Origin of the sequence: Marinomonas gallaica, from assembly GCF_049821165.1 — a bacterium.
Taxonomy (GTDB): domain Bacteria; phylum Pseudomonadota; class Gammaproteobacteria; order Pseudomonadales; family Marinomonadaceae; genus Marinomonas; species Marinomonas gallaica.
This window is the reverse complement of the sequence record NZ_CP187511.1, coordinates 1,915,344-1,937,291: the sequence shown is the minus strand read 5'-3', so window position 1 is coordinate 1,937,291 and position 21,948 is coordinate 1,915,344. Positions and strand designations below refer to the sequence as shown.

Below are 21,948 nucleotides of genomic sequence, written 5' to 3'. Positions count from 1 at the left end.
AACTGACCGGATGATGACTCATGATCGTACAAGCAATCGACTTATTTGAAGAGACTGGCAAAGTAAGCCAACGCTACGCTTACTGGCTATCTGGTCATCAACAAATAAAGCAGCCGTTATCAGGTCTTCGTCTTGTTCAGCAACAGTTTCACATTTTTGAGCCACTGACTATTCAAGAGCATGTTGCGGCTGGGGTATACATTACATTTAATACTGTAAGCCCATTAAACAAGCTGCAAAACACCACCCCGATTCAAGTATTGCCTGTTTACGAAGACGCACAGGTCGATTGGGAAGTAACGCAAGAATCTAAATTCAGCTGGAGTCAGATTTTTATGACTTGGGAACAATTGGCCTCTATTACAGGAGAGTCTATTGCTCAGGTAAAAGCGTTCTTTACACGTCATGTCAGCAAAGAAACTGGTACTCCTAAGTCTCTGACACTGACACGTACTCTGAGCCAAGAATTTAACCGTTTGATGCAACGTGATGGCAAGCAACTAGCACTGGTTGGCAAGTTATACAACCTAGTATTACAGACCATTGAGCACATTCAGGTTCAAAGCCATATTCAGCAATGTCTCGATTGCCAAAAGAAACTCTTTGTAAGTCAAAATATTATAGAAGCAGATCAATTCGCTTCCACAGACGATTTAGCCGAACAAGTAGGCCTAACCCATACCGCACTTGAACTGGGATTTGCTGTCATCACCGGTATGAGTATTGGTGAATACCAAATTGAAATCGCGTTTCGTCGAGCCCTTGCTCAGCCTAACAACAACCAATCTTTAGCCAGCCGTTTGACAGCAGACACTGGCTGGACGCAACAAGACATTGAAAAAGCTTGCCTAAAACGTTTTGGGGTCATGAGCCACCAATTAGGCAGTATGCAGTAACGTTGAGGACACTATGAGCACAACTAGTACAATCGGCCTTTTTTATGGCACCGATACATCAAATACCGAAATGGTAGGACAGAAAATTCAACAACAGTTTTCCGAGCTCGATCAATTGGTAGAACTGCACGACATTAAAGACTCTGACATCAACACGTTACTGGACTATGATTTTTTAATTTTAGGAATTCCAACATGGGATTTCGGTGGCATCCAAAGTGACTGGGAAGATGTCGGTGATGCGTTATCAGAGCTGGACTTATCCGGCAAGGTTATCGCTTTATATGGCTTAGGTGACCAATTTGGCTATGGCGATTATTTTGTCGACGCCATTGGCTGGTTGCACGAAAAGCTCGCCAATACGGGCGCCACCTTTATCGGCCAATGGTCGACCGAAGGCTATGACTTTGAAGCGTCTCGCGGCGCTAACGCAGATAAAACAGAATTCGTCGGCTTGGCAATCGATGAAGATCAGCAATTTGACCTTACTGACCAACGTGTTGAGCAGTGGGTGATACAGCTTTATGCAGAGCAGGCACTGGCAGCCGCCTAAGGTTAGATAGACTGGCTCACGATTTTGCACACGACTCGTTTGGCTTCCACTCATTCGCTGCCCCGAATGACCAAATTCGTGCAAATAGTGATTAACCAAAGGTTAATTTCTGCATAAAAACACGCTTCTCCTTTCTCTCTCCTGCTTTTGGGGAAGCGTGTTTTCTTTTTTTCCAACCTTTTGTAAGCTTGAGTCCTACTCATTAAGATCTTACAACATGAACCTAACCCTACTAGACGTTTGCCTTATCTTCGCGTTCTTCTGTTTTACTTTGCTCGCTTGGCAGCATTTTAAAATACGCGAATACACCCTGATGCGAGTTAAACAACAGTGTTCTAAACTTGATCTACAAATGCTGGATGAATCCATCTATGGCAGCTATTGGCGGCCCGTTATTGAGCGAGGTCAAGTAAAGATAAAACGACGCTATCAGTTTTACTTCACTTCCACTGGAGAAGGTCGATACCAAGGAGAGATTGAAATGATCGGCATGCAACAAAGCCATATTCATTTTGATCCTCATGCTATGTAATTTGTCTATTTTTTAAACAAAGCATCAAAAACGTCACGTAAAGCTGCAATAAAGCTATTTACAAAAGCGATCTTAGGCTAAATACTCTCTTTATAATAATTAGACAATTGTCTTACATAACTATAACTATAAAATATCAGTAGGTGGATATAATGCTGGCAAATTTCAGTTTTAGAGCCAAACTCACTATTTTACTCGCCTGTGGTCTACTCGGCTTTGTCGTAGTAACTGTCGTGGCGTTGAATGGTATGAGCGCACAAACTTCGGCTTCTGAGCGTTTTGAAGTCATGACGAAAGTACAAAATGACTTATCTTCTCTCGTTATTGCCAACATGGAGCTGTACGAGCAACTCGATAAGCTTAATGACAACAGCTACTCCGCGTTCTTAGATGAACTAAAAACAAAAGAAAACCGTTTCTCTGCCTTGATCGCTGAAGATGCAGAAATGGTGAATCACCCGCAGACCGAAACCACGCTTGCAAATATTTCCGATCTTATAAACCAATATTCGCTGACCCTAGAAGAACTCGTTAACCTTAACCAGCGACTAGGTTTTAACGCTAGTTCAGGCATGAAAGGTGAAATTGCTGCTCTAGGTGAAGTAGTCATCGAAAAAGTGTCATTCTTGAGTCTTGTTAAACAAGAGTTCTTACCAGTACGTGAAGCCGAAAAGAATTTTGTCTTTGAACCCACATCGGAAAACAAAGATGTTTTTGAAGAGCGCTATAAGAAGTTTTACCAACGTGTGGTGAATTTCGGTCTTGAAGAGCGTTTTGGTGATGTAGTCGTCGCTTACTATGATAAAGTCCAACTTTATGCCAACACAGTGGGCAGCTTAGAGACATTGCAGCAGAAGTTTCGCGATGTTCGAACGAAGTACAACGATGCGACGAATCAAGCTCAAGAGTTACTAAAACAAGCCGTTGTCGAAGCACGCCAGCAAGCATCCGCACAATCTAAACAAGCCAGCATCAGTGTCATTGTCGTTAGTGTTATTGTTGCAATCATCGCTGGATTGCTGATGATGGCGATTGGACGCAGCGTTAACCAAACACTTAATCAGATCATTCGTGACCTTAGTAAAGTAAAAGGTGGTGACTTAACGGCTCGTTTAACCATCAACCATAAACGCAATGATGAATTTGATTCTCTCTGCGGTTCAGTTAATGAAATGACGACTGGCTTAGGCTCGGTTATTGGCGATGTGGTCCACACGACTGACGATGTCAGCAATATGGTCAGCCAACTAAACAGTGCCGTGGTCAACATTGCCGACAGCAACCGCTCTGTTAGCGAACAAACAAATTCCTTAGCGGCCGCAACAGAAGAAATTTCGACAACGATCAGCAGCATCTCTCATACCACTGAGGAATTAAGCGATCAATCTAAGAACACGTATGAGTCTGCAAAGGTAGGATCAGAAACCATCAAAGGTGCCCTATCTAGCCTAGGCAAAACAATTGAAGTCGTAAACTTAACTGGACGCCAACTTAACGAGCTGGGACAACTGTCGAAAGACATCGATGATGTTATTGGCATGATCAATGATCTAGCGAATCAGACCAATCTATTAGCTCTGAACGCAGCCATTGAAGCGGCACGTGCTGGTGAAGCGGGCCGTGGTTTCTCAGTAGTTGCTGACGAAGTACGCTCGCTTGCAGAGAAGACCGTCGATGCTACTGCAAAAATTACCGATATCGTCGGCACAATCCAAACGTCGACTCAAACAGCCATTACCACCATGAACAGTGGCCAAGAGAACCTTCGCTCAATTGAAGAGTATAGTGAAAAGGCAGAATTAGCGATTCGTGAAATCGAGCACAATGCTCAAACAAGCTCATTGTCCTCGGTTGATATGGCTCGTTCTATACAAGAAGTGGCCAAAACAGCGGTTCACATGAGTGAAGAAATGGACCGCATTGCTCAGCAGCTTCAACGTGACAGCTCTGACATCGGTAGTATTGAAGGCAATACTCGTGACATTCACGATCAAGTCTCTTCGCTTGAAAAGAAAACCAGCATGTTTACCACTAAGTAAGCCTGCAGTTTTCTGCTAAAACAAAAAAACCGGCTAAGAGCCGGTTTTTTTAGATCAAAACATTATCGGTAAATTCAAAGTTCTGCGAACTCTTTTTCCCAACGTTTTGTTTCTTTCTTAGATGGCCCACCAACCACGTTAACGGCATGACGTAAACGAGCACGAGTCATATCAGGACCTAAGATTGTCATAGAATCAAATACAGAGACAGACGCTGTGGTACCCGATACCGCTACAAACAGTGGCGCAAAGAAGTCTTTCGGTTTCACTTCCATTGCTTGCGCAAGGGATTTCATTTCCGTAAAGATCTTATCTTTTTCCCATGATCGCAGTGCTTCAAGCTTCCAAAGTGCGAACTGAAGGGCTTTACGTAACGTTTCTTCTTCCATTTTAATATCAGAGAAAGAGTCAGCTGTGACATCCAGCTGACCTTTAAAGAAGAAGCCTGCGACATCCGCCACATCAGAGAACGTTTCAACACGCGGAATAATCAATGGCAAAATCGCATTAACGTATTCGCTGTTCAAGCCCCACTCAGAAAACTTCTGAGCAAAATCGGCCACTGACAAGTCTTCGCGAATCCACATGCCGTTTAGCCATTTCAGCTTCTCTACGTCAAAAACTGGTCCGCCAAGAGAAACACGTTGGATGTCAAAGTTATCAATCATCGATGATAAAGTGAACTTTTCACTTTCATCAGGCATCGACCAGCCCATACGACCAAGGTAATTGATTACCGCTTCAGGTAAGAAGCCCATACGTTGGTAGTAAAGAATCGATGTTGGGTTTTTACGTTTAGATAGCTTGGATTTATCTGGGTTACGCAACAATGGCATATGGCACAATGTTGGAATGTCCCAACCAAAGTATTGATACAACAAGATGTGCTTAGGTGCGGAATTAATCCACTCTTCACCACGGATCACGTGGGTAATCTTCATCAAGTGGTCATCAACAACATTGGCTAAATGGTAGGTAGGTAAACCATCGGCTTTCAACAATACCTGCATATCTACTTGCGCCCAATCGATTTCGATTTCGCCACGTAGCATGTCTTGCACAACACAAGTACCCTCTTCAGGTACTTTCATGCGAATCACGTAAGGTACGCCAGCATCAATCTTCGCTTGCACTTCTTCTTGGCTCAGATTTAAAGCGCGCCCGTCGTATTTTTGCGCTAAGCCTTGCTCTTTTTGCTCAACACGCATTTGATCGAGTTCTTCGGGGGTTTCAAAGGCATAAAAAGCGTGACCTTTTTCAACCAACTCTAGCGCATAGTCTTTGTATATATCGCCTCGTTCGCTCTGGCGGTAAGGGCCATGTGGGCCGCCTACATCCGGGCCTTCTGACCAATCCAATCCTAACCAACGTAACGCATCAAGGATCATCTTCTCCGATTCAGGCGTACTGCGTGTCTGGTCAGTATCTTCGATACGTAAAATAAATTCGCCGCCCATTTTCTTAGCAAAAGCCATATTAAACAGTGCGATGTATGCAGTACCAACGTGAGGGTCGCCCGTTGGAGAAGGCGCGATTCGAGTTCTTACCTCAGACATATCCTATCTCATTAAATTGGGGGTGAGTGATGGGCGTTATTATATGCCTGTTGCCAAACATCGGTAAGAGCTATTCGCGATCTTTTCTGAGTTAGCATGCAACTAATTTGAATTTATTACGCTGCGGCATTTCAAACAAAAAACGCAAACAGATACATTGCTGATTTTTTGATCAATACTTAAATTGAAGTACTACGTCTGATTTCAAGCTGCGATAGCCGTATGCCAATTTCAACATCCAGCTTTAGCGTCACCATAGAACGTGCAAACTGGCAATGACTTAACTGCCCATCTAATAACTTTTGAAATTTAGCAGGATACTCGCTCAAACAATCAAAGACCTGCTCGAGACTGCTTTTATTTTTAAGAATCTCCACCGACGACTTCGGACCTATCCCTTTGACGCCTGGAATATGATTCGTTGTATCCCCTACTAATGCCCAATAATCTGGTAGTAATCGGGGGATGACACCATATTTTTGTTCGACCCAATTGGCATCGTAGCCAAGTTTTGCAAAGTAGTCATATTGTAAAATATGTGGGTATTGCAGTAGCTGCGTATAGCCTTTGTCAGTAGAAACAATCATCGAGCCTATGCCATGTTGGCTGGCTTTAAACGCTAATGTGGCCACTAGGTCATCCGCTTCCCATCCGGTCATGCGTAAGCACGGCCAACCATTAAAGCGAAACACCTTGGCAAACCGCCCCATGGACTCTAATAATGCATCATCCATTGGTGGTCTTCCTAGCTTATATTCAGGAAAGGCTTCGTGACGCCACGTTTTCGCCGGTGAGTCAAAAACGATCGCCATGTAGCTTGGCTCAAATTGATGCACTAGCTTCGCTAACGCATCAATGCATAGACTTTGAGTACGCTCTATTCGACGCTCGCTGTCTGGCTCACTTTCTAACGCCGCATGTAAGCGTCGTATCAGGTTTAAGCCATCAATCAGTAAAAGCCCATTTTTCACTGTCACCTTCCACTTTGTGTCCTACATATAACGAAGCATTCTACGTTATTCTGAAAGCTAATTGGGAATTTGCCAGCTCACGTTTTCCATGTTTAACAGAGGAATGCTTATGGACACTAAAACAATTCTAACCAACGCGACAATGACAGGATTGCTACTCACTTCGATCTCTAGCTTTGCGGCAACTCAAAGTATCGTTATTGAACAGCAAGGCAGCCAAGTAACCGAAGATCTAAAACAAAAATCTGAATTGAGTTTTACCCCGATGGAAGGTTCTATCATTCCAATCGGAAAAAACTATGCACCATTTCAGTTACCCGATTTTTATAATAGTGAACGCCGTGATTGGAGCAATCACTTAGGCCAGCCCATTCGTGTTGAGCATAAAAGCCGTAATTTGTCTTTAGAAGGCACCTTAGAGGCTGTAACCGATCAATACTTCACATTAAGTGTTAAACGCGTCGCAGCAAACTATCCTATTAGTGATTTTTATCTTATACCAAAACTCGCGGCATCAAACACTCGCACGGAATTAAACTATCAAGGCCTACTCACTTACCAAACATCTGATATTCGTTGGCACCCCGAACTCTCAATGGTCATAGACGACCGAAAAATCACTTTGGTACAACAAGCCAGCATTCAAAATAATGCGTCTCAAGACATTGAGCTGGACAGCGCCCTACTGCATTACAGCCAAAACCGAAATATCGGCCGTCCGATGATGATGAAAAGTTCGATGGCAAGCGATATGGCATTAGAACGCTCAGCACCAGAAACAGATTACAATGACAGCGAAATCACACTGGAATTAACTAAACTATCGCTGCCTGCGGCATCAATGACATTAGTTGATCTTGGTAAACACAGCAGTGACATTACCAGTCGTCGTAATGTGAGTAAGGTATTCAGCTACCAGCATTCATCAAAATTGAATTTGAGCTTTGATCAACAGATTCGCTTTGACAGCCCGAAAGATTTGATCCCCGGTACTTATCAAACTCTTTGGCACAAAAGCCCCTACTTCATGAAAGGAAACGCAGTTTCATTAAAAAATATGCGAGAGGGTGCTGAAGTCGAAGTGCTTCTAAATAAAAGCTTGGATTTAACCGGTGACATTACTTTAATCACGGAATCAAAGGCAAAGAAAGGCGCAACTCAGACATGGGAGCTGACATTGAAAAACGTTTCTAAGCAGCCTCAGGATTACCAAATCACTCATCAGCTACAAGCCCCAATTCGGGAGCTGTCTCTGCGCTCTTTGGAGCAGGTCAATGCCAACAGCGTGTCTCTACATGGAACCATTGCCCCCAACACCACGTATCAAATCCGATACACGGTTGAGCTAGATAACCCTTCATAAAACATTGCCTCAAATCATAAATAACAGCCCACTCTATGTGGGCTGTTTCATTCATACTGTATTTTTACACAATAAGTCAGACTGACTTTAGGATTGATTGTGATATGGTCAGGAGTCATAGAAGTTATAGCAAATTAGGTAGTATTCACTGCCTTTACCGTCAGGTAATATAAATTTATTTCATATCGAGGCAAAAAAGGAACCTATGAAAAAGCATATTATCGCATCGTTTATAGCTGCAGCGGTGGCATTACCGGCTGCGCAGGCAGAAACACTTAACCAAGTATATGACTTAGCTAAAGCACACGATCCTAGCTTGCGAGCTGCCAACGCCTCTTTTCGCGCTGACAAAGAACAAGTTGAAGTGACTCGCGGTAATTTGTATCCCAACATTAGTTTCAGCGGCAACCTTGGCTACACAAAAACCGATCCAGATAATGCTGAGTCGTTTAATAACACGCAGAACCAGCTCGCTTTAAACCTAGATTACCCCATTTACTCTCCGGCATTGGATTACGGTGTTGATGCGGTTGAGCTGACGTTTGCAAGTTCTGGAATTGCTTTAGAACAAGCTCAGGAACAACTCATCTACAACACACTGTCTGATTTTTTTGCGGTCTTAACCGCGCAAGCGACTCTCGACACCACCCGCTCCCAAGTTAAAAGCTACGAAGGCCAGTTAGATCGTGTTAAGAAACAGTATGAAGTGGGTTTGGTTTCTATAACTGACTTACATGATGCGCAAGCGGCCTATGATTCCGTACTCGTAGATGAATTAAGTGCTGAATCGGACCTAACGATTGCCCTTGAAGCCTTATATCAGCGTACCGGTCAAAGTATCGAAAGTATCCCACGTCTGTCTGAAGACTATCCGATTGTTGTTGACTCAAGTTTGAATACCGACAACCTTGTTCAAAAAGCGATGGCTGCAAATAAAGACGTTAGAATTTTGGATCTGTCTGTCGACTCGGCCCAAAATAACATCAACATCCAAAAAGCCAGTGGTCGAGTTCCTACCGTTGCAATTACCGGCTCTTTGGCGCGTACAGACAATGACTATTCCGTTGAATCTCAGTCTCGTTCAGATGGCGTAACCAACACCTCCTCTATTGGCATTGGGGTATCGATTCCTCTTTATAGCGGTGGCGCAATCAATGCCTCCGTTCGCCAAGCGGTTGCAAGCGCGGAGTCTGCTGTGGAAACACGTGCTAGCTCTATCCAAGATATCGAGTTAAATATTCGTAGTGCTGTATTGAAGCTTAAAACGCTTGCTGCGCAAGTTAGGGCTCAGCAACAAGTTATTCGCTCATCTCAAAGTGCATTAGAAGCAACCCAAGCCGGTTATGATGTAGGGACACGTAATATTGTTGAACTGTTAGACGCCCAATCAACGTTCTTCAATGCTAAAAATACTTATGAGCAGCTTCGCTATAATTTCGTAATACAGCAGATTACGCTTGATCAGCTAACGGGGGATCTAGGCGAGGAAGATATTCAGGCGCTGAACAAATGGTTAATCTAATTTAATCACTTGTATAAAACTTAATAAAAAGCCCAGAATGCTGGGCTTTTTATTAACAAATGCACGTCTAAGCTGAAATCAATTGATCACGTTTTGCAAACGCCACTAAAATCTTGTAAAGATTAAAAGCGTCTACACTGCCTGCAAGCTCTCTGATCGAATGCATAGCAAACGTGGGCAAACCTATATCCAAAGTTGCAACGCCAATCTCTCCGGACGTTATCGGGCCAATGGTACTGCCACACCCCATATCACTGCGCACAACAAATGTTTGTGCAGGTAAACCAAGTTCATTGGCAATGTCTTGGTACACCGCCGCTGTTTCACTATTGGTTGCATACCTCTGATTGTTATTGACCTTAATAACCGCACCTTGGTTGATCAATGGCGCATGCAGTTGATCGTGTTTTGCCGCATAGTTTGGATGCAAGGCATGCGCATTATCTGCAGAGATCAGCATGGATTGCTGAATAGCCTGAGTATACTGTTCCGGCACAGGCGATAATCGGCGTAATACATCCTCTAAAAATGGACCATTAGCACCACACGATGACTGACTGCCCACTTCTTCGTGATCAGTACAAATTAATAACGTAGGCCGGCTAGCGTCGGCATTCAATAAAGCCTGTATACCAACATAGCAACTTAGCAAATTGTCCAAGCGCGCAGCACTGATATAATCACCATGTAAGCCTGTAATCGCCGCTTTCTGTACGTCATATAGACTTAATTCAAAGCTTAAAATCGAGCTGACAGAAATGTCATCGTATTCACTCTGAATTTGCGCAATTAACAACTTTTCTAGATCCAACGTATGTTCTGCACCACACAAAATCGGCAAGATTTCTTCCTGCGGATTTACTTTAAAGCCGTCCGTGTTCACGCCTCGACTAAGGTGGATTGCCAAGTTTGGCACCAGTGCGATAGGGTCTTTAAAGTCAACCAGACGGCTTTTCAAGCTGCCATCCTCTGCTTTAAACGTCACTCTCCCTGCTATCGATAAATCACGATCTAACCAAGTATGGAGCAATACGCCACCATAGACTTCAACGCCTAACTGATGATACCCAAAGCGCTCCACATGGGCATTTGGCTTTAATTTCAAGCAAGGACTGTCGGTATGAGCACCGATCATGCGAAAGCCTTGATGAGCAAAATCTAACGTGGGTGTGGTGAATGCGATCACTGACGAGTCGTTTCGCGTGACAAAATATTTTCCGCCCTCACTGATGACCCACTCTTGTTGTTCAACAAGCTCTTCATAACCTGCTGCAAGCAGTTCGCGCTTCATCGTTGAAACGGCATGGAACGGTGTCGGGGAATCATCAAGAAATGACAATAAAGAATGATTAAAACTGGCTTGATTCATAGTTTCCTGCTGGGTCAATGATATAAAAAAATGACTTTTTTGCCGCTGGACTGGTCTTGTTGATACGAGTCTAATATGATTTTAGCCAATTAAAGACAAATCAGTTTAAGGGAACCAATCGCGGATGATCTACAAACGCCTGTTGTTAAGTCTACTTCCATGTATCGCGCTAGCCAGCGGTTCCGTTTCGGCGTATGAAAAACTCGAACCGCCACATGACTACGACCGTGTTGCACAAGAGATTGTCGCAACGTTAGAAAACGTCCACTATAACAAAACCCTGATCGACGACGAAGTATCAGAACAAGCATTTGAAAATTATCTCGATGCTTTAGACCCTTCCCGCAGCTTTTTTTTGAAAAGCGATGTGGACACTCTGTCAAAATACCGCAATGACTTTGATGATGCCTTGCGTGACGGCGACTCGCAAGTTGCTTACGACATTTATAATGCCTACTTAGATCGAGCTGAGACACGACTTGAAAAAGTCTTAGCGGGTATTCCAGAGATGGTAAAAAGCTTTCAATACACAGTCGATGAAAGCCTCAACGCAGACCCTGACAAACTAGAATGGGCTGAAACAGATGCTGAGCTCGATGATTACTGGCGCAAACGCATCAAAAACCGCGCATTAACCCTCAAGCTCAATGGTGAGTCTGAAGAAGACATTATCAGTGCCATCGAGCGCCGCTATAAGAGTCAGCTTAAACAGATCGATCAAACTAATGCGACCGATGTATTCCAAAGCTTTGCCAACTCTGTAACTTCTGTACTGGACCCACACACCACTTATTTCGCTCCACGAGCGTCAGAAGCCTTTAATATCAACATGAGTTTATCGCTCGAGGGTATTGGTGCAGTCTTGCAAATGGAAGACGACTACACAAAAGTCGTTCGTCTAATCCCTGGTGGGCCAGCTGAAGCGCGTAAAGAGCTGGGGCCCAACGATCGCATCATAGCGGTGGGCCAAGAAGGTGAACCGATGATTGACGTCGTTGGCATGCGCCTCGACGATGTCGTCGATATGATTCGCGGAGAGCGTGGTACCAACGTTATTCTAGAAATCATTCCTGCTAACAGTAACACTCAGAACAGCAAGAAAATCACGATTACTCGTGAAAAAGTGAAACTTGAAGATCAATCCGCGCAGAAAAAAATCGTTGAGGTTGAACGCGGTGGCGAAACCTTTAAAGTGGGGGTCATTGAACTGCCTACATTCTACTCAGACTTTGCCGCGATTCAACGTGGTGACCGTGATTACAAAAGCTCAACACGTGACACCAAAAAACTGATTGAAGAACTGCAGGCAGAAGACATTACAGCTCTTATTTTAGACCTTCGTAACAATGGCGGCGGTTCCCTACAAGAAGCCAACTCGTTAACAGGTCTCTTTATCCCAGCCGGTCCTGTGGTGCAAATTCGTGATGCCTCTGGCCGTGTCAGTATTCTTGGCGACCAAGACCGTGAAGTCACGTACAGTGGTCCTATGGTGGTGTTAGTGAACCGTATGAGTGCATCGGCTTCAGAAATCGTTGCTGGTGCTCTGAAAGACTATGGCCGAGCTATTATTGTCGGCGATCAAACATTTGGCAAAGGCACTGTTCAAGTACTACAAGAAATGGATAAGGGACAACTGAAGATTACTCAAGCCAAATTCTACCGAGTATCGGGTGAGAGCACTCAACACAAAGGCGTGATGCCAGACATTAACTTCCCGTCTCTGCTGGACACCAATCAAGTGGGCGAAAGCGCCCTTGAAAACCCCCTACCATGGGATAAAATTCACGATACTCGTTACCCAGTGTATTGGGAATTCGCTGACTATGTAGATGAACTAACCAGCTTGCATGACAAACGCATCAAACAAGATGCTAACTTTGTTGCGTTAGAAGACCAAATCAACTACGTCAAAGATCAAAGTGAACATTTTAAGTCGATCTCACTTAATGAAAACACTCGTGAAGCACAGCGAGAAGAAAGTGAGCAGAAGCAGCTTGATCGAGAAAATAAACGTCGTAAGGCTTTAGATTTGCCAGTCCTTGAAAACGTAGAAGACATTGAAGCTCCGGAAGATGATGTCTATGCACACGAAGCGGCCGAAGTAGTACTCGACTTTATTGGCTTATATCAGAAAAACCACTAAACCCATCTGGCTAGACAGTCATCACTGTCTAGCCAGATCCCCCTAATATCAGCTCAATCACCACACCTTTTAACACAAAGGCTAGCATTCCTAGGCCTAAACCACCGATAATAATAAAGGTCCCTAATTTTCCGGCATTTGATTTACGAGCTAAGTCCCACATGATGAACAGCATAAACATACAAAAGCCGCTAATAAGTACCGTCAGCATTAAAGATTCAAATTCTTCTATTTCCATTTCAACCTACTGATTAGACATTCAATTTAAGTTATGGCCAAAGCTTCCTCAGACCGCAATACCATTGACCTATTTGGCACGGTACGCGGCCGTCCTCGTACCCACCCATTACCCCGTAAAGACCAACTAAAGGCCAACAAACGAGCACAACGTGAAAAAGAGAAATCGCTAGGGATGAAGCGTGTCGAACTAGTCGTCGATGAGGATACCGTAAAAAAATTGGACATGCTGTGTGAAATGTCAGGTATTAAGCGTGCAGACTGGCTGACCATGCAGGTAGCATTGGCGTTCAATAAAGCTAAAGTGTCAAACAAAGACAGCTAGAGGACCTTTTATGGCGAAGCTCTACTTCTATTACTCTGCAATGAATGCAGGTAAGTCTACGACACTGCTACAATCGGCGTACAACTATCAAGAGCGGGGCATGAACACCCTTCTATTGACCGCTGCACTGGACGATCGCTACAGCCAAGGTACTATTACTTCGCGGATTGGCATTGAAGCCGAAGCAGAATTGTTTAAAGAAAACACCAAGCTCTTTGAACTCATACTCAGACGCCACCACCAAGCCAGTATTGGCTGTGTGTTAGTAGATGAGTCACAATTTTTGACAAAAGAGCAGGTCTATCAATTATCCGAAGTGGTCGACCGGCTGGACATTCCCGTTTTAGCCTTCGGTATTCGAACCGACTTTCGCGGGGAGCTGTTCCCGGGCAGTCAAGCCTTGCTTGCTTGGTCTGACAAACTGATTGAACTAAAAACCATATGTCACTGTGGCAGCAAAGCCAATATGGTGATTCGAGTGGATGCAGAGGGCCGTGCTATAAAAGAAGGCACTCAAATCGAAATTGGTGGTAACGATCGATACATTTCGGTCTGCCGCAAACATTTTAAAGAAGCGATGAAGGATTGATACATGTGGTTTAAGAACTTACAAATATTCCAACTCAAAGACACGGAAAATTTCAGCAGTACTGATCTTATCGCCAAACTTCCTGAACACCCATTACGAGAGTGTGGTTCACAGGATGAATTTACATTTGGTTGGATGCCCTTGATCCGAAGCAGTGAGCAATGGGCAATCAGCAGTAACCAGTGCATGTTGATTCGTGCGGGGAAAGAAGAAAAAGTACTGCCTACCGCCGTCGTTCGCGAAGAGCTTGAAGCCAAAGTCGCTGAAATCGAAATCGTTGAAGGTCGTAAAGTCGGCCGCAAAGAAAAAGCCGACATCAAAGAAGAATTAGTCTTTACACTGCGCCCTAGAGCGTTCTCGAAACGTTCTGACATTTGGGCCTATATTGATACAAAAGCCAAACTGGTCGTATTAAACAGCACGAATGCAGGCATGACCGAGCAACTGTTTAAACTCTTGCAAACGACACTCGGCAGTTTTGCGATGGTTCCACTTCAATCACAGGTGTCACCCGCCTCTATCATGACGGACTGGCTAATGAAAAACGACGTGCCAGCGAGCCTTGAAACTGGCGATGAATGTGAAATTCAAGATGCCTCAGAGGATAAAGCAAAAATCCGCTTTAAGTCTTTAGAGCCGCTATCTGAAGACGTCACTCGTCACCTTTCTCAAGGTATGAGCGTTAAAAACTTAGCCCTTCGCTGGAGCGAAAAAATGTCTTTTGTTCTTAATGATGACTTAACACTGAAGAAAGTAAAATTCGACGATACACTAAAAGAGAACGCCTTTAACGATTCTCAAGGCGGTACGTTATCCGATATGGATGCGAACTTCGCACTTATGTCATTAACCATTAGAGACTTTTTTGAATCTTACCAACTATGGTTTGAAATCGCCGACGAATAACAGTTTTCCACAGATTGGGTGGATAACACTGGGGAGAAAGATGGCAACACCAGCAGCGGCAGGCAACCACCTCTTTCTCTCCAAATGAACCAACACACGCCTATTATAAACAGCACACTTAACGACACACCTAGGGCTTAAAAAATGTCAAAAATGCAAGAAGAAAGGCAAATAGCTCAACGAGTTACAGTCGTTGGCGCTATTTGGGATGCACTGCTAGGTATTGCTAAAATCATCGCAGGTTGGTTTTCGCAATCTCAAGCGTTAATAGCCGACGGTATCCATTCGTTATCAGACTTGGTTACTGACGTGTTCGTCGTGGTTGCCTCCAATAATGCCCGCCAAGCACCCGATAAAAATCATCCCTATGGACATTTGCGCTTTGAGACCCTGACTACTGTCATTCTTGGTATCGTGCTAATCATTGTCGCCACGGGCATTGTTTTAGAAACATTCAACAGTGATCGAACTCCGTTTGCAACTTGGTATGGCGCTGCCGCAGTCATTTTAACGATTGTCATAAAAGAGGCTATTTTTCACTATACACGCCGTGCTGGTGAAAAAATTGGCAGCAAACTATTGATTGCCAATGCTTGGCACAGTCGCAGTGACGCCTTATCTTCAGTAGCTGTTTTAGCGGGGTTAGTCGGGGTCTATTTTGGCTACCCATGGGCAGATAAAGCCGCCGCAGTAGTCGTAGGCCTTTTAATTGCTAAAATCGCCATCGAAATGATTTGGGATAACTTAAAAGAGTTAGTCGACACCGCACCCGACCAAAAAACGCTTGACCAGATAAAAGACACCGTAGACAGCCTTAAAAACATTATGGCGCCGCACGATATTCGCGCCCGTTCTATGGCGGGTAAGATTTTCTTGGACATGCACATTCATGTACCAGCGCATGCCACTGTCAGTGAAGGTCATTACCTCAGTGATTTAGTGGTGTACACGATCAAGAAAGCGCACCCACAAGTGCAAGATGTGATGGTGCATGTGGACACAGATGATCATATACAATCTGATACAACAGATCACGAACTCGTAGGCAGACCGCCCTCACTGCAACTACCTGCTCGCGATCAAATTCTAGCGGACCTTGGTTATATGCTGCGCAGTCACCGCAACTACGTGGATATCGAAAAAACCCAACTGCATTACTTAAATAAGACACTCAATATTCACTTGATTGCTAACGCAAATAAAGCACCGTCGACTGATCTGACTAAAGTTACAAATAGCATCTTATTTGATCTACAAAACTTGCCTTACGGTCAAGATCACAAGGTTTTGTGGCTGATTAACTAGCTCTCCTGACCGTCTAAATCATCCTCATCACTGTCTGGGAGTGAAAGCTGCTTATTAGTTTTTGCTCCCATGACTCTTAACCGCTCCGCTCTTGTTAACAAGTTACCTCGCCCAATAGTTAACTTCTTCATTGCCTGTTCGTGACTGCGAGTCAATGCGTCAATGCGTGTTCCAATCTCATCCATATCCTGTACAAAACCAGCGAATTTATCGTACATAGCGCCCGCTTGACGGGCGATCTCAAGTGCATTTTGACTTTGTTTTTCATTACGCCAGATGTTTTGCACTGTGCGCAATGTGGCAAGTAAGTTCGAGGGCCCCGTAATAATGATATTTTGCTCAAACGCCTCTGAAAACAAGCCACTCTCCCCTTGTAGTGCCAAAGCATAGGCGGCTTCGATTGGGATGAACATGATGACAAAGTCGAGTGACGTGATGCCGTTTAAATCGTGATAATTTTTCGCACCAAGCTCTTTGATATGGCGACGTACAGCCTCTAAATGCTGACGTAAGGCTTGTTGTTTTTGCAATTCATCTTCAGCTTCAACATAGGCAAGGTAGCTGACCAACACCATTTTTGAGTCGATGATGATTTGTTTGTTTTCAGGCAGATAAACAATCACATCAGGCTGATAACGCTTTCCTTCTTCAGTAGTTAGTGAGACCTGAATCTCATATTCGCGTCCTTTTTCTAATCCAGAGCGCTCTAAAATACGCTCCAGAATAACCTCACCCCAGCCACCTTGAATCTTATTCTGGCCTTTTAGTGCCTCGGTCAAGCTCATCGCATCATCGCTAATTCGCTGGTTAAGCAATTGCAGATTTTTAATTTCCTTCACCAAAGAGAAACGCTCTCGCGCTTCTTGATCATAGCTCTGCTCAACACGCTGCTGGAACTCATTGATTTTTTGCCCTAACGGAGACAATAAGGCATGCAACTGACGCTCGTTTTCAGTCGCAAGGCGCGCGCCTTGTTGCTGTACGATGTCTTGAGCCAGTTGCTTAAACTGCACCTCGTTTTGATGCTTTTGCTGCTCAAAGAAATGTTCTTTTTGTTGCCAAATTTCCTGAGCCGCGGCGAACTGTTGCTCCAACGTTAGCGCTTCTTTTTCCAATTGATGCACTTCTTGCTGGGAACGTTGCAAAAGTTGCCGTGTTTGAAGCAATTCCTGCACAGAATTTTCATGCTCAGCCTGCCACTTACGCTGGATTCTCTGTACAATACCCCCCGCGATGGCAGTCGTGATGACAACACCTACAACACATCCCAAAGCAATCCACACAGATTGTTGCATCCAGTCTGTCATTTATTTAAACCCGCCATTTTCGTTGAAAAAACAATCGCTAAGCGAAGTTTACATGGATTACTACCAGAGCCCAACACACGAACAACGCTTTGATCTGGAAATTAAAAATAGCCAGTTCATTACGACGATCCGGCGCACCCGTGGACGAGATGAAGCGAAAGCTTTTATTGCCGATATGAACATGCGCTATCCAGATGCCAATCATAACTGCTGGGCATTCGTGGCAGGGCCACCTAAGAATGTTCATTTATGGGATCAAAGTGATGATGGCGAGCCAAAAGGCACAGCTGGAAAGCCCATGCTAAACGTTTTACAACATTCAAATTTTGGCGAAATCACGGTCGTTGTAACGCGTTACTTTGGCGGCATTAAGCTGGGTGCAGGTGGATTAGTCCGTGCTTACAGTCAGGCCGTTGTCGAAGCGCTTGATCAACTAGAATGGCAAGAGATATACCCACGTGAAACGGTTTCCATAAAAATCGCCTATCCTATGTTAGGTAAGGTTGAGTATTGGTTAGAAAACAGTGATATCGATGTTGAGGACAAACAGTTCTCAGAGAGCATTGATGTTTCACTTGCCGTCATTGAACGTACGTGGCCAGAACAGAAACAGGCTCTGATCGATTTATGTCAGGGTAATATTACGATTATTGAAAACGACAAAGAGTAGTTATGTACCAAATAGGACAACGTTGGAGTAGCCGAAACGAACCAGACTTAGGTATCGGCATGATCATTGAAAAACAGCCTAAATCCTTTGTCTTGTATTTTTCAGATGCAGAAACTGAGCGTAATTACTCAGTGGAACAGACGAGTTTAGTTCGTCGTACGCTTACACCGGGAGACGAGTTATTTTTTGAAGACGAATCCTACAAAGTGCAAGCCGTGCGCGAATATGATCTATTAATGGAATATAACATCGGCGACGAATGGGTGGATGAATCAGAAATTCAATTCCCACGTAACGATAAGAACGAATTGGATTCGATCCTCGCTCTGTCCCCTGCTCGTCGCATGTGGTTTGATTTGCGCCGTAAAACCCTTGAACATCAAGCAATTCATTCAGCGAGTCCTGTTCGTGGCTTGATGGGATTGAAAGCCGAGTTACTACCGCACCAAATGTATTTAGCTCATGACATTGCTAACCGCCCCGCTGCGCGAGCTTTGTTATGCGATGAAGTTGGTATGGGTAAGACCCTTGAAGCAGGTTTGATTCTTCACCATCGAGTTCTAAATGGCCTATCGCGCAGAGCCTTGATTCTAACGCCTACAAACTTGCAGCATCAGTGGTTGGTTGAAATGCTACGACGCTTCCATCAGCCATTTTCGTTGATTAATGAAGCTGTTTACGAAGACTACATGGATGGCGATGACAACCCATTTGACGCTCAAGCGTTTGTGATCGCCCCCATTGATTTTGTCTCAACCCATAGCAAAGCGGCACAACACATGCTGCAATCTGAATGGGACATGGTCATTGTGGATGAAGCTCATCATTTAGCATGGGATCCAGAAACGCCAAGCATTGCTTACCAACTGGTTGAACGTTTGGCGGCGGCTTCCGAGTCCTTGTTGCTTTTAAGCGCGACACCGGAGCAAACCGGTGAACGTGAGCATTTCTCACGCCTACAACTGATTGATCCTGAGCACTATCATAGCTTTGACGTCTACCAAGCTCAGCAACAAGAATTCAAACAAGCCGCTGAATTAGCAGAACAGATTCTGCCATTTACCGAAGTTGATCATGGGCTAACACAGCCGGATTGGCGCGCTGTTTTTGTCGACTACCTGCACGATGTGCAATCCAAAGAGTGGTTCGACAACCTAACGGCGGCCGATAAAGACAAGCAAGTCAACGCTGCACAAGATGCGATTAACTGGCTAATTGACCGTCATGGTACTGGCCGTGAAATGTTCCGTAACACGCGCGCCGCTATTGGTGGTTTCCCTGAGCGCAACTTAAACGTTTACCCTCTTGCAGGTAACGACACATACGCAAGCGCGGCCCATCATGTTCTACCTGAGTCGGGTATCGACCATGGTTTATGGGAAGCAGACCCGCGCTGGCATTGGCTAAAAGAGTTCTTGGGCGATCAAAAAGTTAAAACCAAAGTGCTTGTCATTTGTCACACGGCCGACACCGCTCGTTGGTTGAACGATCAACTTACCTTTGCTGGTTTCCAAAGTGCTGACTTCCATGAACAAATGCCTCTGATCCATCGTGACCGAGCGGCCGCCTATTTCGCCGATCCGAGCGGCGCTCAAGTGCTCGTCTGTTCCGAGATTGGTAGTGAAGGTCGCAACTTCCAATTTAGCCATAATTTGGTGATGTTCGACTTACCTGAACACCCAGATTTACTAGAACAGCGTATTGGGCGCTTAGATCGTCTTGGCCAACGAAACATCGTTCAAGTGCACGTCCCTTATATTGAAGGCAGCGTACAAGAACGCTTGTATCAGTGGTATCACCTCGCATTGAATGCTTTTAACCGTACCACAGGGTCTGGCGATAAAGTGAATGCTGCGTTTAAAGAGCCATTGCATGCATTTCTATTTGGTAATGATGATGATCAGTCATTGTTAGATGAAGCACGTGTATATCACGAAGCCTTGCTAAAACAAATGGAAGAAGGTCGTAACCGTCTATTGGAAATGTCTTCCTGTCGCCTGAACGTTGCCAAATCGCTGATTGAGCAAATTAACGACCAAGCATCACACGGCCTGCATGATTACATTGAACAAGTGACGCACGCGTTTAACATACATGCAGAATGTCACAACGACACTCCCGATCAAGCCGCATGGTTTATTCGCCCTTCTACAGACATGATGCTAGAAGCACTACCTGGCATTGAAGAGGAAGGCAAAATGCTGATGTTGGATCGCCGCCAGGCCAGCCAACGAGAAGATGTAGCCTTTGCGACGTGGGAACACCCATTAATCACTATGCTAATGGACGAAGTGCAAGGCTTTGATTCAGGCAAATTAACTTCTGCCATTTTACCTATTGCTGCTTTGCCAGAGGGTACGGTATTGGTTGAAAGTATGTTTGTCATAGAAACCGCTGGCCATCCGCGTTTGAAACTGGCTCAGTCACTGCCCATGACACCTATTTGGCAATTGTCTGATGCCAATGGCAAATTCCTTCACAGCCAATTTACCGCGGACAAGTGGGCAGAAAAGTTGAAAGGCGTGCCTAATCGTGTGGCCGAGCAGTGGGTCGCGGCCCTACGTCCACAGCTGCTTGAGATTCTTCAAGCGCATCAACTAAGCGCTCAAGATCAAGCTCGCCCTACAGTGCATGCGGCAAAAGAGGCCTACCAGCGTAAGTGGCAGTCTGAAATTGATCGTCTGCGTGAGCTGCAACAGCAGAATTCAGCGGTAAAAGATGAGCACATAGAACTGTACGAACGCTATCTAGTAGAAGGCCTAACTCGTATCGATGATCACCAAATTCGTTTGGATGGCATCCGCATTATTTTGACCACTAAGCCAGAATAATAGATGTTAGAGATACTCTATGAAGATCAATGGCTGGTTGTTGTGAATAAACCAGCCAACACTTTGTCTGTGCCCGGTCGTGGGCCAGACAAATACGACTCTATTTTAACGCGGGCGGAGCAACTGTTTGGCGAAGCCCATGCTATTCATCGCTTAGACTGTGCCACGTCTGGCTTGATTTTGATCGCTAAAGATTTGGAGTGTCAAAAGCGCATGTATGCGCAATTTCGTGAGCGCCATGTTGAAAAAGAGTACCGAGCGATTATTCGCGGCGAGCTTTTAGGACAATGGGGAGAAGTGCGTAAACCGCTTCGCTGCGATTGGGATCGACGCCCTCGCCAGATGATTTGCACGCAGTGGGGCAAAGATTCTATCACTCAATGGACGCTTCTACGCATTGAAGGCGGCCATACACGGGTGAGCTTAAAACCTATCACTGGCCGTTCTCATCAGCTACGCGTACACATGCAAAGCCTTGGGCATCCTATTTTAGGGGATGAGTTTTATGATTCTGTAGAAACATCAGATAATGATCGACTGTTATTGCACGCGTATCGAATTGAGTTTTTCCATCCGTTTACCAACGCTTGGGTGAAATTTGTTGCACCCTGCCCGTTTTAATTGAACTTTCTTTTACGCATTTCTGGCAGATACAAACCTTGCCTTTCAACACATCTGGAACCTTAGCAAGCAAATTGGCTGGTACTGACACATTTGGGTCATGGCACCAGCAACTGTCAGCTGAATGCCCTAACGTTATGGCACACTGATTTTGTGCTCGGCACAAAGGGCAATAACTCAATTCCGTAACGGATGGACGATAACTCAATTTAC

Annotated in this window: 20 protein-coding genes; 14 read left to right on the top strand and 6 right to left on the bottom strand. The window is 44.7% G+C overall.

Annotated elements, in window-relative coordinates; all coding sequences use genetic code 11:
• Positions 1–20 precede the first annotated feature (20 nt).
• The 4 genes from ACPUEK_RS09080 (at position 21) to ACPUEK_RS09065 (ending at position 4,020) form a co-directional block, all read left to right on the top strand.
• Positions 21–896 (top strand): hypothetical protein, encoded by an 876-nt coding sequence (locus ACPUEK_RS09080; RefSeq protein ID WP_425642983.1) that lies wholly within the window; start codon positions 21–23, stop codon positions 894–896.
• Between the two features lie 13 nt (positions 897–909).
• Positions 910–1,449, top strand: coding sequence for a flavodoxin FldB (fldB, locus tag ACPUEK_RS09075; protein WP_067036109.1), 540 nt, complete (start codon positions 910–912; stop codon positions 1,447–1,449).
• Positions 1,450–1,666: 217 nt separating this feature from the next.
• Complete coding sequence (locus ACPUEK_RS09070; protein ID WP_067036106.1) at positions 1,667–1,981, top strand: DUF3301 domain-containing protein; 315 nt, start codon at positions 1,667–1,669, stop codon at positions 1,979–1,981.
• Between the two features lie 152 nt (positions 1,982–2,133).
• Positions 2,134–4,020, top strand: coding sequence for a methyl-accepting chemotaxis protein (locus ACPUEK_RS09065; RefSeq protein WP_425642982.1), 1,887 nt, complete (start codon positions 2,134–2,136; stop codon positions 4,018–4,020).
• 74 nt (positions 4,021–4,094) lie between these two features.
• Here ACPUEK_RS09065 and gltX read toward each other — a convergent pair whose 3' ends face one another.
• Both gltX and ACPUEK_RS09055 read right to left on the bottom strand, forming a co-directional pair.
• On the bottom strand, positions 4,095–5,576 hold the full coding sequence (gltX, locus tag ACPUEK_RS09060; protein ID WP_067214614.1) for a glutamate--tRNA ligase: 1,482 nt from the start codon (positions 5,574–5,576) through the stop codon (positions 4,095–4,097).
• A gap of 179 nt (positions 5,577–5,755) precedes the next feature.
• Complete coding sequence (locus ACPUEK_RS09055) at positions 5,756–6,547, bottom strand: 5'-3' exonuclease H3TH domain-containing protein (protein ID WP_067214617.1); 792 nt, start codon at positions 6,545–6,547, stop codon at positions 5,756–5,758.
• A 109-nt stretch (positions 6,548–6,656) separates the two neighbouring features.
• Between ACPUEK_RS09055 and ACPUEK_RS09050 the strand changes: the two genes are divergently transcribed.
• Entirely contained in the window at positions 6,657–7,910 is a 1,254-nt protein-coding gene (locus ACPUEK_RS09050; RefSeq protein WP_067214620.1) for a hypothetical protein, read from the top strand.
• Positions 7,911–8,115: 205 nt separating this feature from the next.
• Positions 8,116–9,432 carry a TolC family outer membrane protein gene (locus ACPUEK_RS09045; RefSeq protein ID WP_067214628.1) on the top strand — a complete coding sequence of 439 codons (1,317 nt, stop codon included), beginning with the start codon at positions 8,116–8,118 and terminating at the stop codon, positions 9,430–9,432.
• Positions 9,433–9,499: 67 nt separating this feature from the next.
• On the opposite strand, the gene ACPUEK_RS09040 is transcribed toward ACPUEK_RS09045, so the two are convergent.
• Complete coding sequence (locus ACPUEK_RS09040; protein ID WP_425642981.1) at positions 9,500–10,801, bottom strand: M18 family aminopeptidase; 1,302 nt, start codon at positions 10,799–10,801, stop codon at positions 9,500–9,502.
• Between the two features lie 124 nt (positions 10,802–10,925).
• Between ACPUEK_RS09040 and ACPUEK_RS09035 the strand changes: the two genes are divergently transcribed.
• Entirely contained in the window at positions 10,926–12,944 is a 2,019-nt protein-coding gene (locus tag ACPUEK_RS09035; RefSeq protein WP_425642980.1) for a carboxy terminal-processing peptidase, read from the top strand.
• A 28-nt stretch (positions 12,945–12,972) separates the two neighbouring features.
• Here ACPUEK_RS09035 and ACPUEK_RS09030 read toward each other — a convergent pair whose 3' ends face one another.
• Positions 12,973–13,182 (bottom strand): DUF2788 domain-containing protein, encoded by a 210-nt coding sequence (locus tag ACPUEK_RS09030; RefSeq protein ID WP_067097134.1) that lies wholly within the window; start codon positions 13,180–13,182, stop codon positions 12,973–12,975.
• A gap of 33 nt (positions 13,183–13,215) precedes the next feature.
• Between ACPUEK_RS09030 and ybfE the strand changes: the two genes are divergently transcribed.
• From ybfE to ACPUEK_RS09010, 4 genes are all read left to right on the top strand, one after another.
• Positions 13,216–13,506 (top strand): LexA regulated protein, encoded by a 291-nt coding sequence (gene ybfE, locus ACPUEK_RS09025; protein ID WP_067036077.1) that lies wholly within the window; start codon positions 13,216–13,218, stop codon positions 13,504–13,506.
• 10 nt (positions 13,507–13,516) lie between these two features.
• Entirely contained in the window at positions 13,517–14,095 is a 579-nt protein-coding gene (locus ACPUEK_RS09020; RefSeq protein WP_425642979.1) for a thymidine kinase, read from the top strand.
• A 3-nt stretch (positions 14,096–14,098) separates the two neighbouring features.
• Complete coding sequence (locus ACPUEK_RS09015; protein WP_425642978.1) at positions 14,099–15,001, top strand: recombination-associated protein RdgC; 903 nt, start codon at positions 14,099–14,101, stop codon at positions 14,999–15,001.
• A 144-nt stretch (positions 15,002–15,145) separates the two neighbouring features.
• Positions 15,146–16,306 carry a cation diffusion facilitator family transporter gene (locus tag ACPUEK_RS09010; protein WP_425642977.1) on the top strand — a complete coding sequence of 387 codons (1,161 nt, stop codon included), beginning with the start codon at positions 15,146–15,148 and terminating at the stop codon, positions 16,304–16,306.
• Here ACPUEK_RS09010 and ACPUEK_RS09005 read toward each other — a convergent pair.
• Positions 16,303–17,613 carry a DNA recombination protein RmuC gene (locus tag ACPUEK_RS09005; protein WP_425642976.1) on the bottom strand — a complete coding sequence of 437 codons (1,311 nt, stop codon included), beginning with the start codon at positions 17,611–17,613 and terminating at the stop codon, positions 16,303–16,305. The two genes, ACPUEK_RS09010 and ACPUEK_RS09005, sit on opposite strands and share 4 nt — an antisense overlap.
• 52 nt (positions 17,614–17,665) lie before the next feature.
• Between ACPUEK_RS09005 and ACPUEK_RS09000 the strand changes: the two genes are divergently transcribed.
• From ACPUEK_RS09000 to ACPUEK_RS08990, 3 genes are read left to right on the top strand one after another with little or no spacing between them, the layout of a single operon-like run.
• Positions 17,666–18,283, top strand: a complete 618-nt coding sequence (locus tag ACPUEK_RS09000; protein ID WP_067034223.1) for a YigZ family protein — start codon at positions 17,666–17,668, stop codon at positions 18,281–18,283.
• Between the two features lie 2 nt (positions 18,284–18,285).
• A complete protein-coding gene (rapA, locus tag ACPUEK_RS08995; protein WP_067214645.1) occupies positions 18,286–21,114 on the top strand; it encodes an RNA polymerase-associated protein RapA in 2,829 nt (942 codons plus the stop codon).
• A 3-nt stretch (positions 21,115–21,117) separates the two neighbouring features.
• Complete coding sequence (locus ACPUEK_RS08990) at positions 21,118–21,735, top strand: RluA family pseudouridine synthase (RefSeq protein WP_425642975.1); 618 nt, start codon at positions 21,118–21,120, stop codon at positions 21,733–21,735.
• Here ACPUEK_RS08990 and ACPUEK_RS08985 read toward each other — a convergent pair.
• Positions 21,692–21,901: a cysteine-rich CWC family protein gene (locus tag ACPUEK_RS08985; protein WP_425643026.1), complete on the bottom strand. Its 210-nt coding sequence runs from the start codon at positions 21,899–21,901 to the stop codon at positions 21,692–21,694. The genes ACPUEK_RS08990 and ACPUEK_RS08985 overlap by 44 nt on opposite strands.
• Positions 21,902–21,948: the final 47 nt, after the last annotated feature.

Bases quoted from the DNA above. Each gene is read 5' to 3' on its own strand.
- ACPUEK_RS09080 (WP_425642983.1), top strand. From the start codon at position 21: ATGATCGTACAAGCAATCGACTTATTTGAAGAGACTGGCAAAGTAAGC.
- fldB (WP_067036109.1), top strand. From the start codon at position 910: ATGAGCACAACTAGTACAATCGGCCTTTTTTATGGCACCGATACATCA.
- ACPUEK_RS09070 (WP_067036106.1), top strand. From the start codon at position 1,667: ATGAACCTAACCCTACTAGACGTTTGCCTTATCTTCGCGTTCTTCTGT.
- ACPUEK_RS09065 (WP_425642982.1), top strand. From the start codon at position 2,134: ATGCTGGCAAATTTCAGTTTTAGAGCCAAACTCACTATTTTACTCGCC.
- gltX (WP_067214614.1), bottom strand. From the start codon at position 5,576: ATGTCTGAGGTAAGAACTCGAATCGCGCCTTCTCCAACGGGCGACCCT.
- ACPUEK_RS09050 (WP_067214620.1), top strand. From the start codon at position 6,657: ATGGACACTAAAACAATTCTAACCAACGCGACAATGACAGGATTGCTA.
- ACPUEK_RS09045 (WP_067214628.1), top strand. From the start codon at position 8,116: ATGAAAAAGCATATTATCGCATCGTTTATAGCTGCAGCGGTGGCATTA.
- ACPUEK_RS09040 (WP_425642981.1), bottom strand. From the start codon at position 10,801: ATGAATCAAGCCAGTTTTAATCATTCTTTATTGTCATTTCTTGATGAT.
- ACPUEK_RS09035 (WP_425642980.1), top strand. From the start codon at position 10,926: ATGATCTACAAACGCCTGTTGTTAAGTCTACTTCCATGTATCGCGCTA.
- ACPUEK_RS09030 (WP_067097134.1), bottom strand. From the start codon at position 13,182: ATGGAAATAGAAGAATTTGAATCTTTAATGCTGACGGTACTTATTAGC.
- ybfE (WP_067036077.1), top strand. From the start codon at position 13,216: ATGGCCAAAGCTTCCTCAGACCGCAATACCATTGACCTATTTGGCACG.
- ACPUEK_RS09020 (WP_425642979.1), top strand. From the start codon at position 13,517: ATGGCGAAGCTCTACTTCTATTACTCTGCAATGAATGCAGGTAAGTCT.
- ACPUEK_RS09015 (WP_425642978.1), top strand. From the start codon at position 14,099: ATGTGGTTTAAGAACTTACAAATATTCCAACTCAAAGACACGGAAAAT.
- ACPUEK_RS09010 (WP_425642977.1), top strand. From the start codon at position 15,146: ATGTCAAAAATGCAAGAAGAAAGGCAAATAGCTCAACGAGTTACAGTC.
- ACPUEK_RS09005 (WP_425642976.1), bottom strand. From the start codon at position 17,613: ATGACAGACTGGATGCAACAATCTGTGTGGATTGCTTTGGGATGTGTT.
- ACPUEK_RS09000 (WP_067034223.1), top strand. From the start codon at position 17,666: ATGGATTACTACCAGAGCCCAACACACGAACAACGCTTTGATCTGGAA.
- rapA (WP_067214645.1), top strand. From the start codon at position 18,286: ATGTACCAAATAGGACAACGTTGGAGTAGCCGAAACGAACCAGACTTA.
- ACPUEK_RS08990 (WP_425642975.1), top strand. From the start codon at position 21,118: ATGTTAGAGATACTCTATGAAGATCAATGGCTGGTTGTTGTGAATAAA.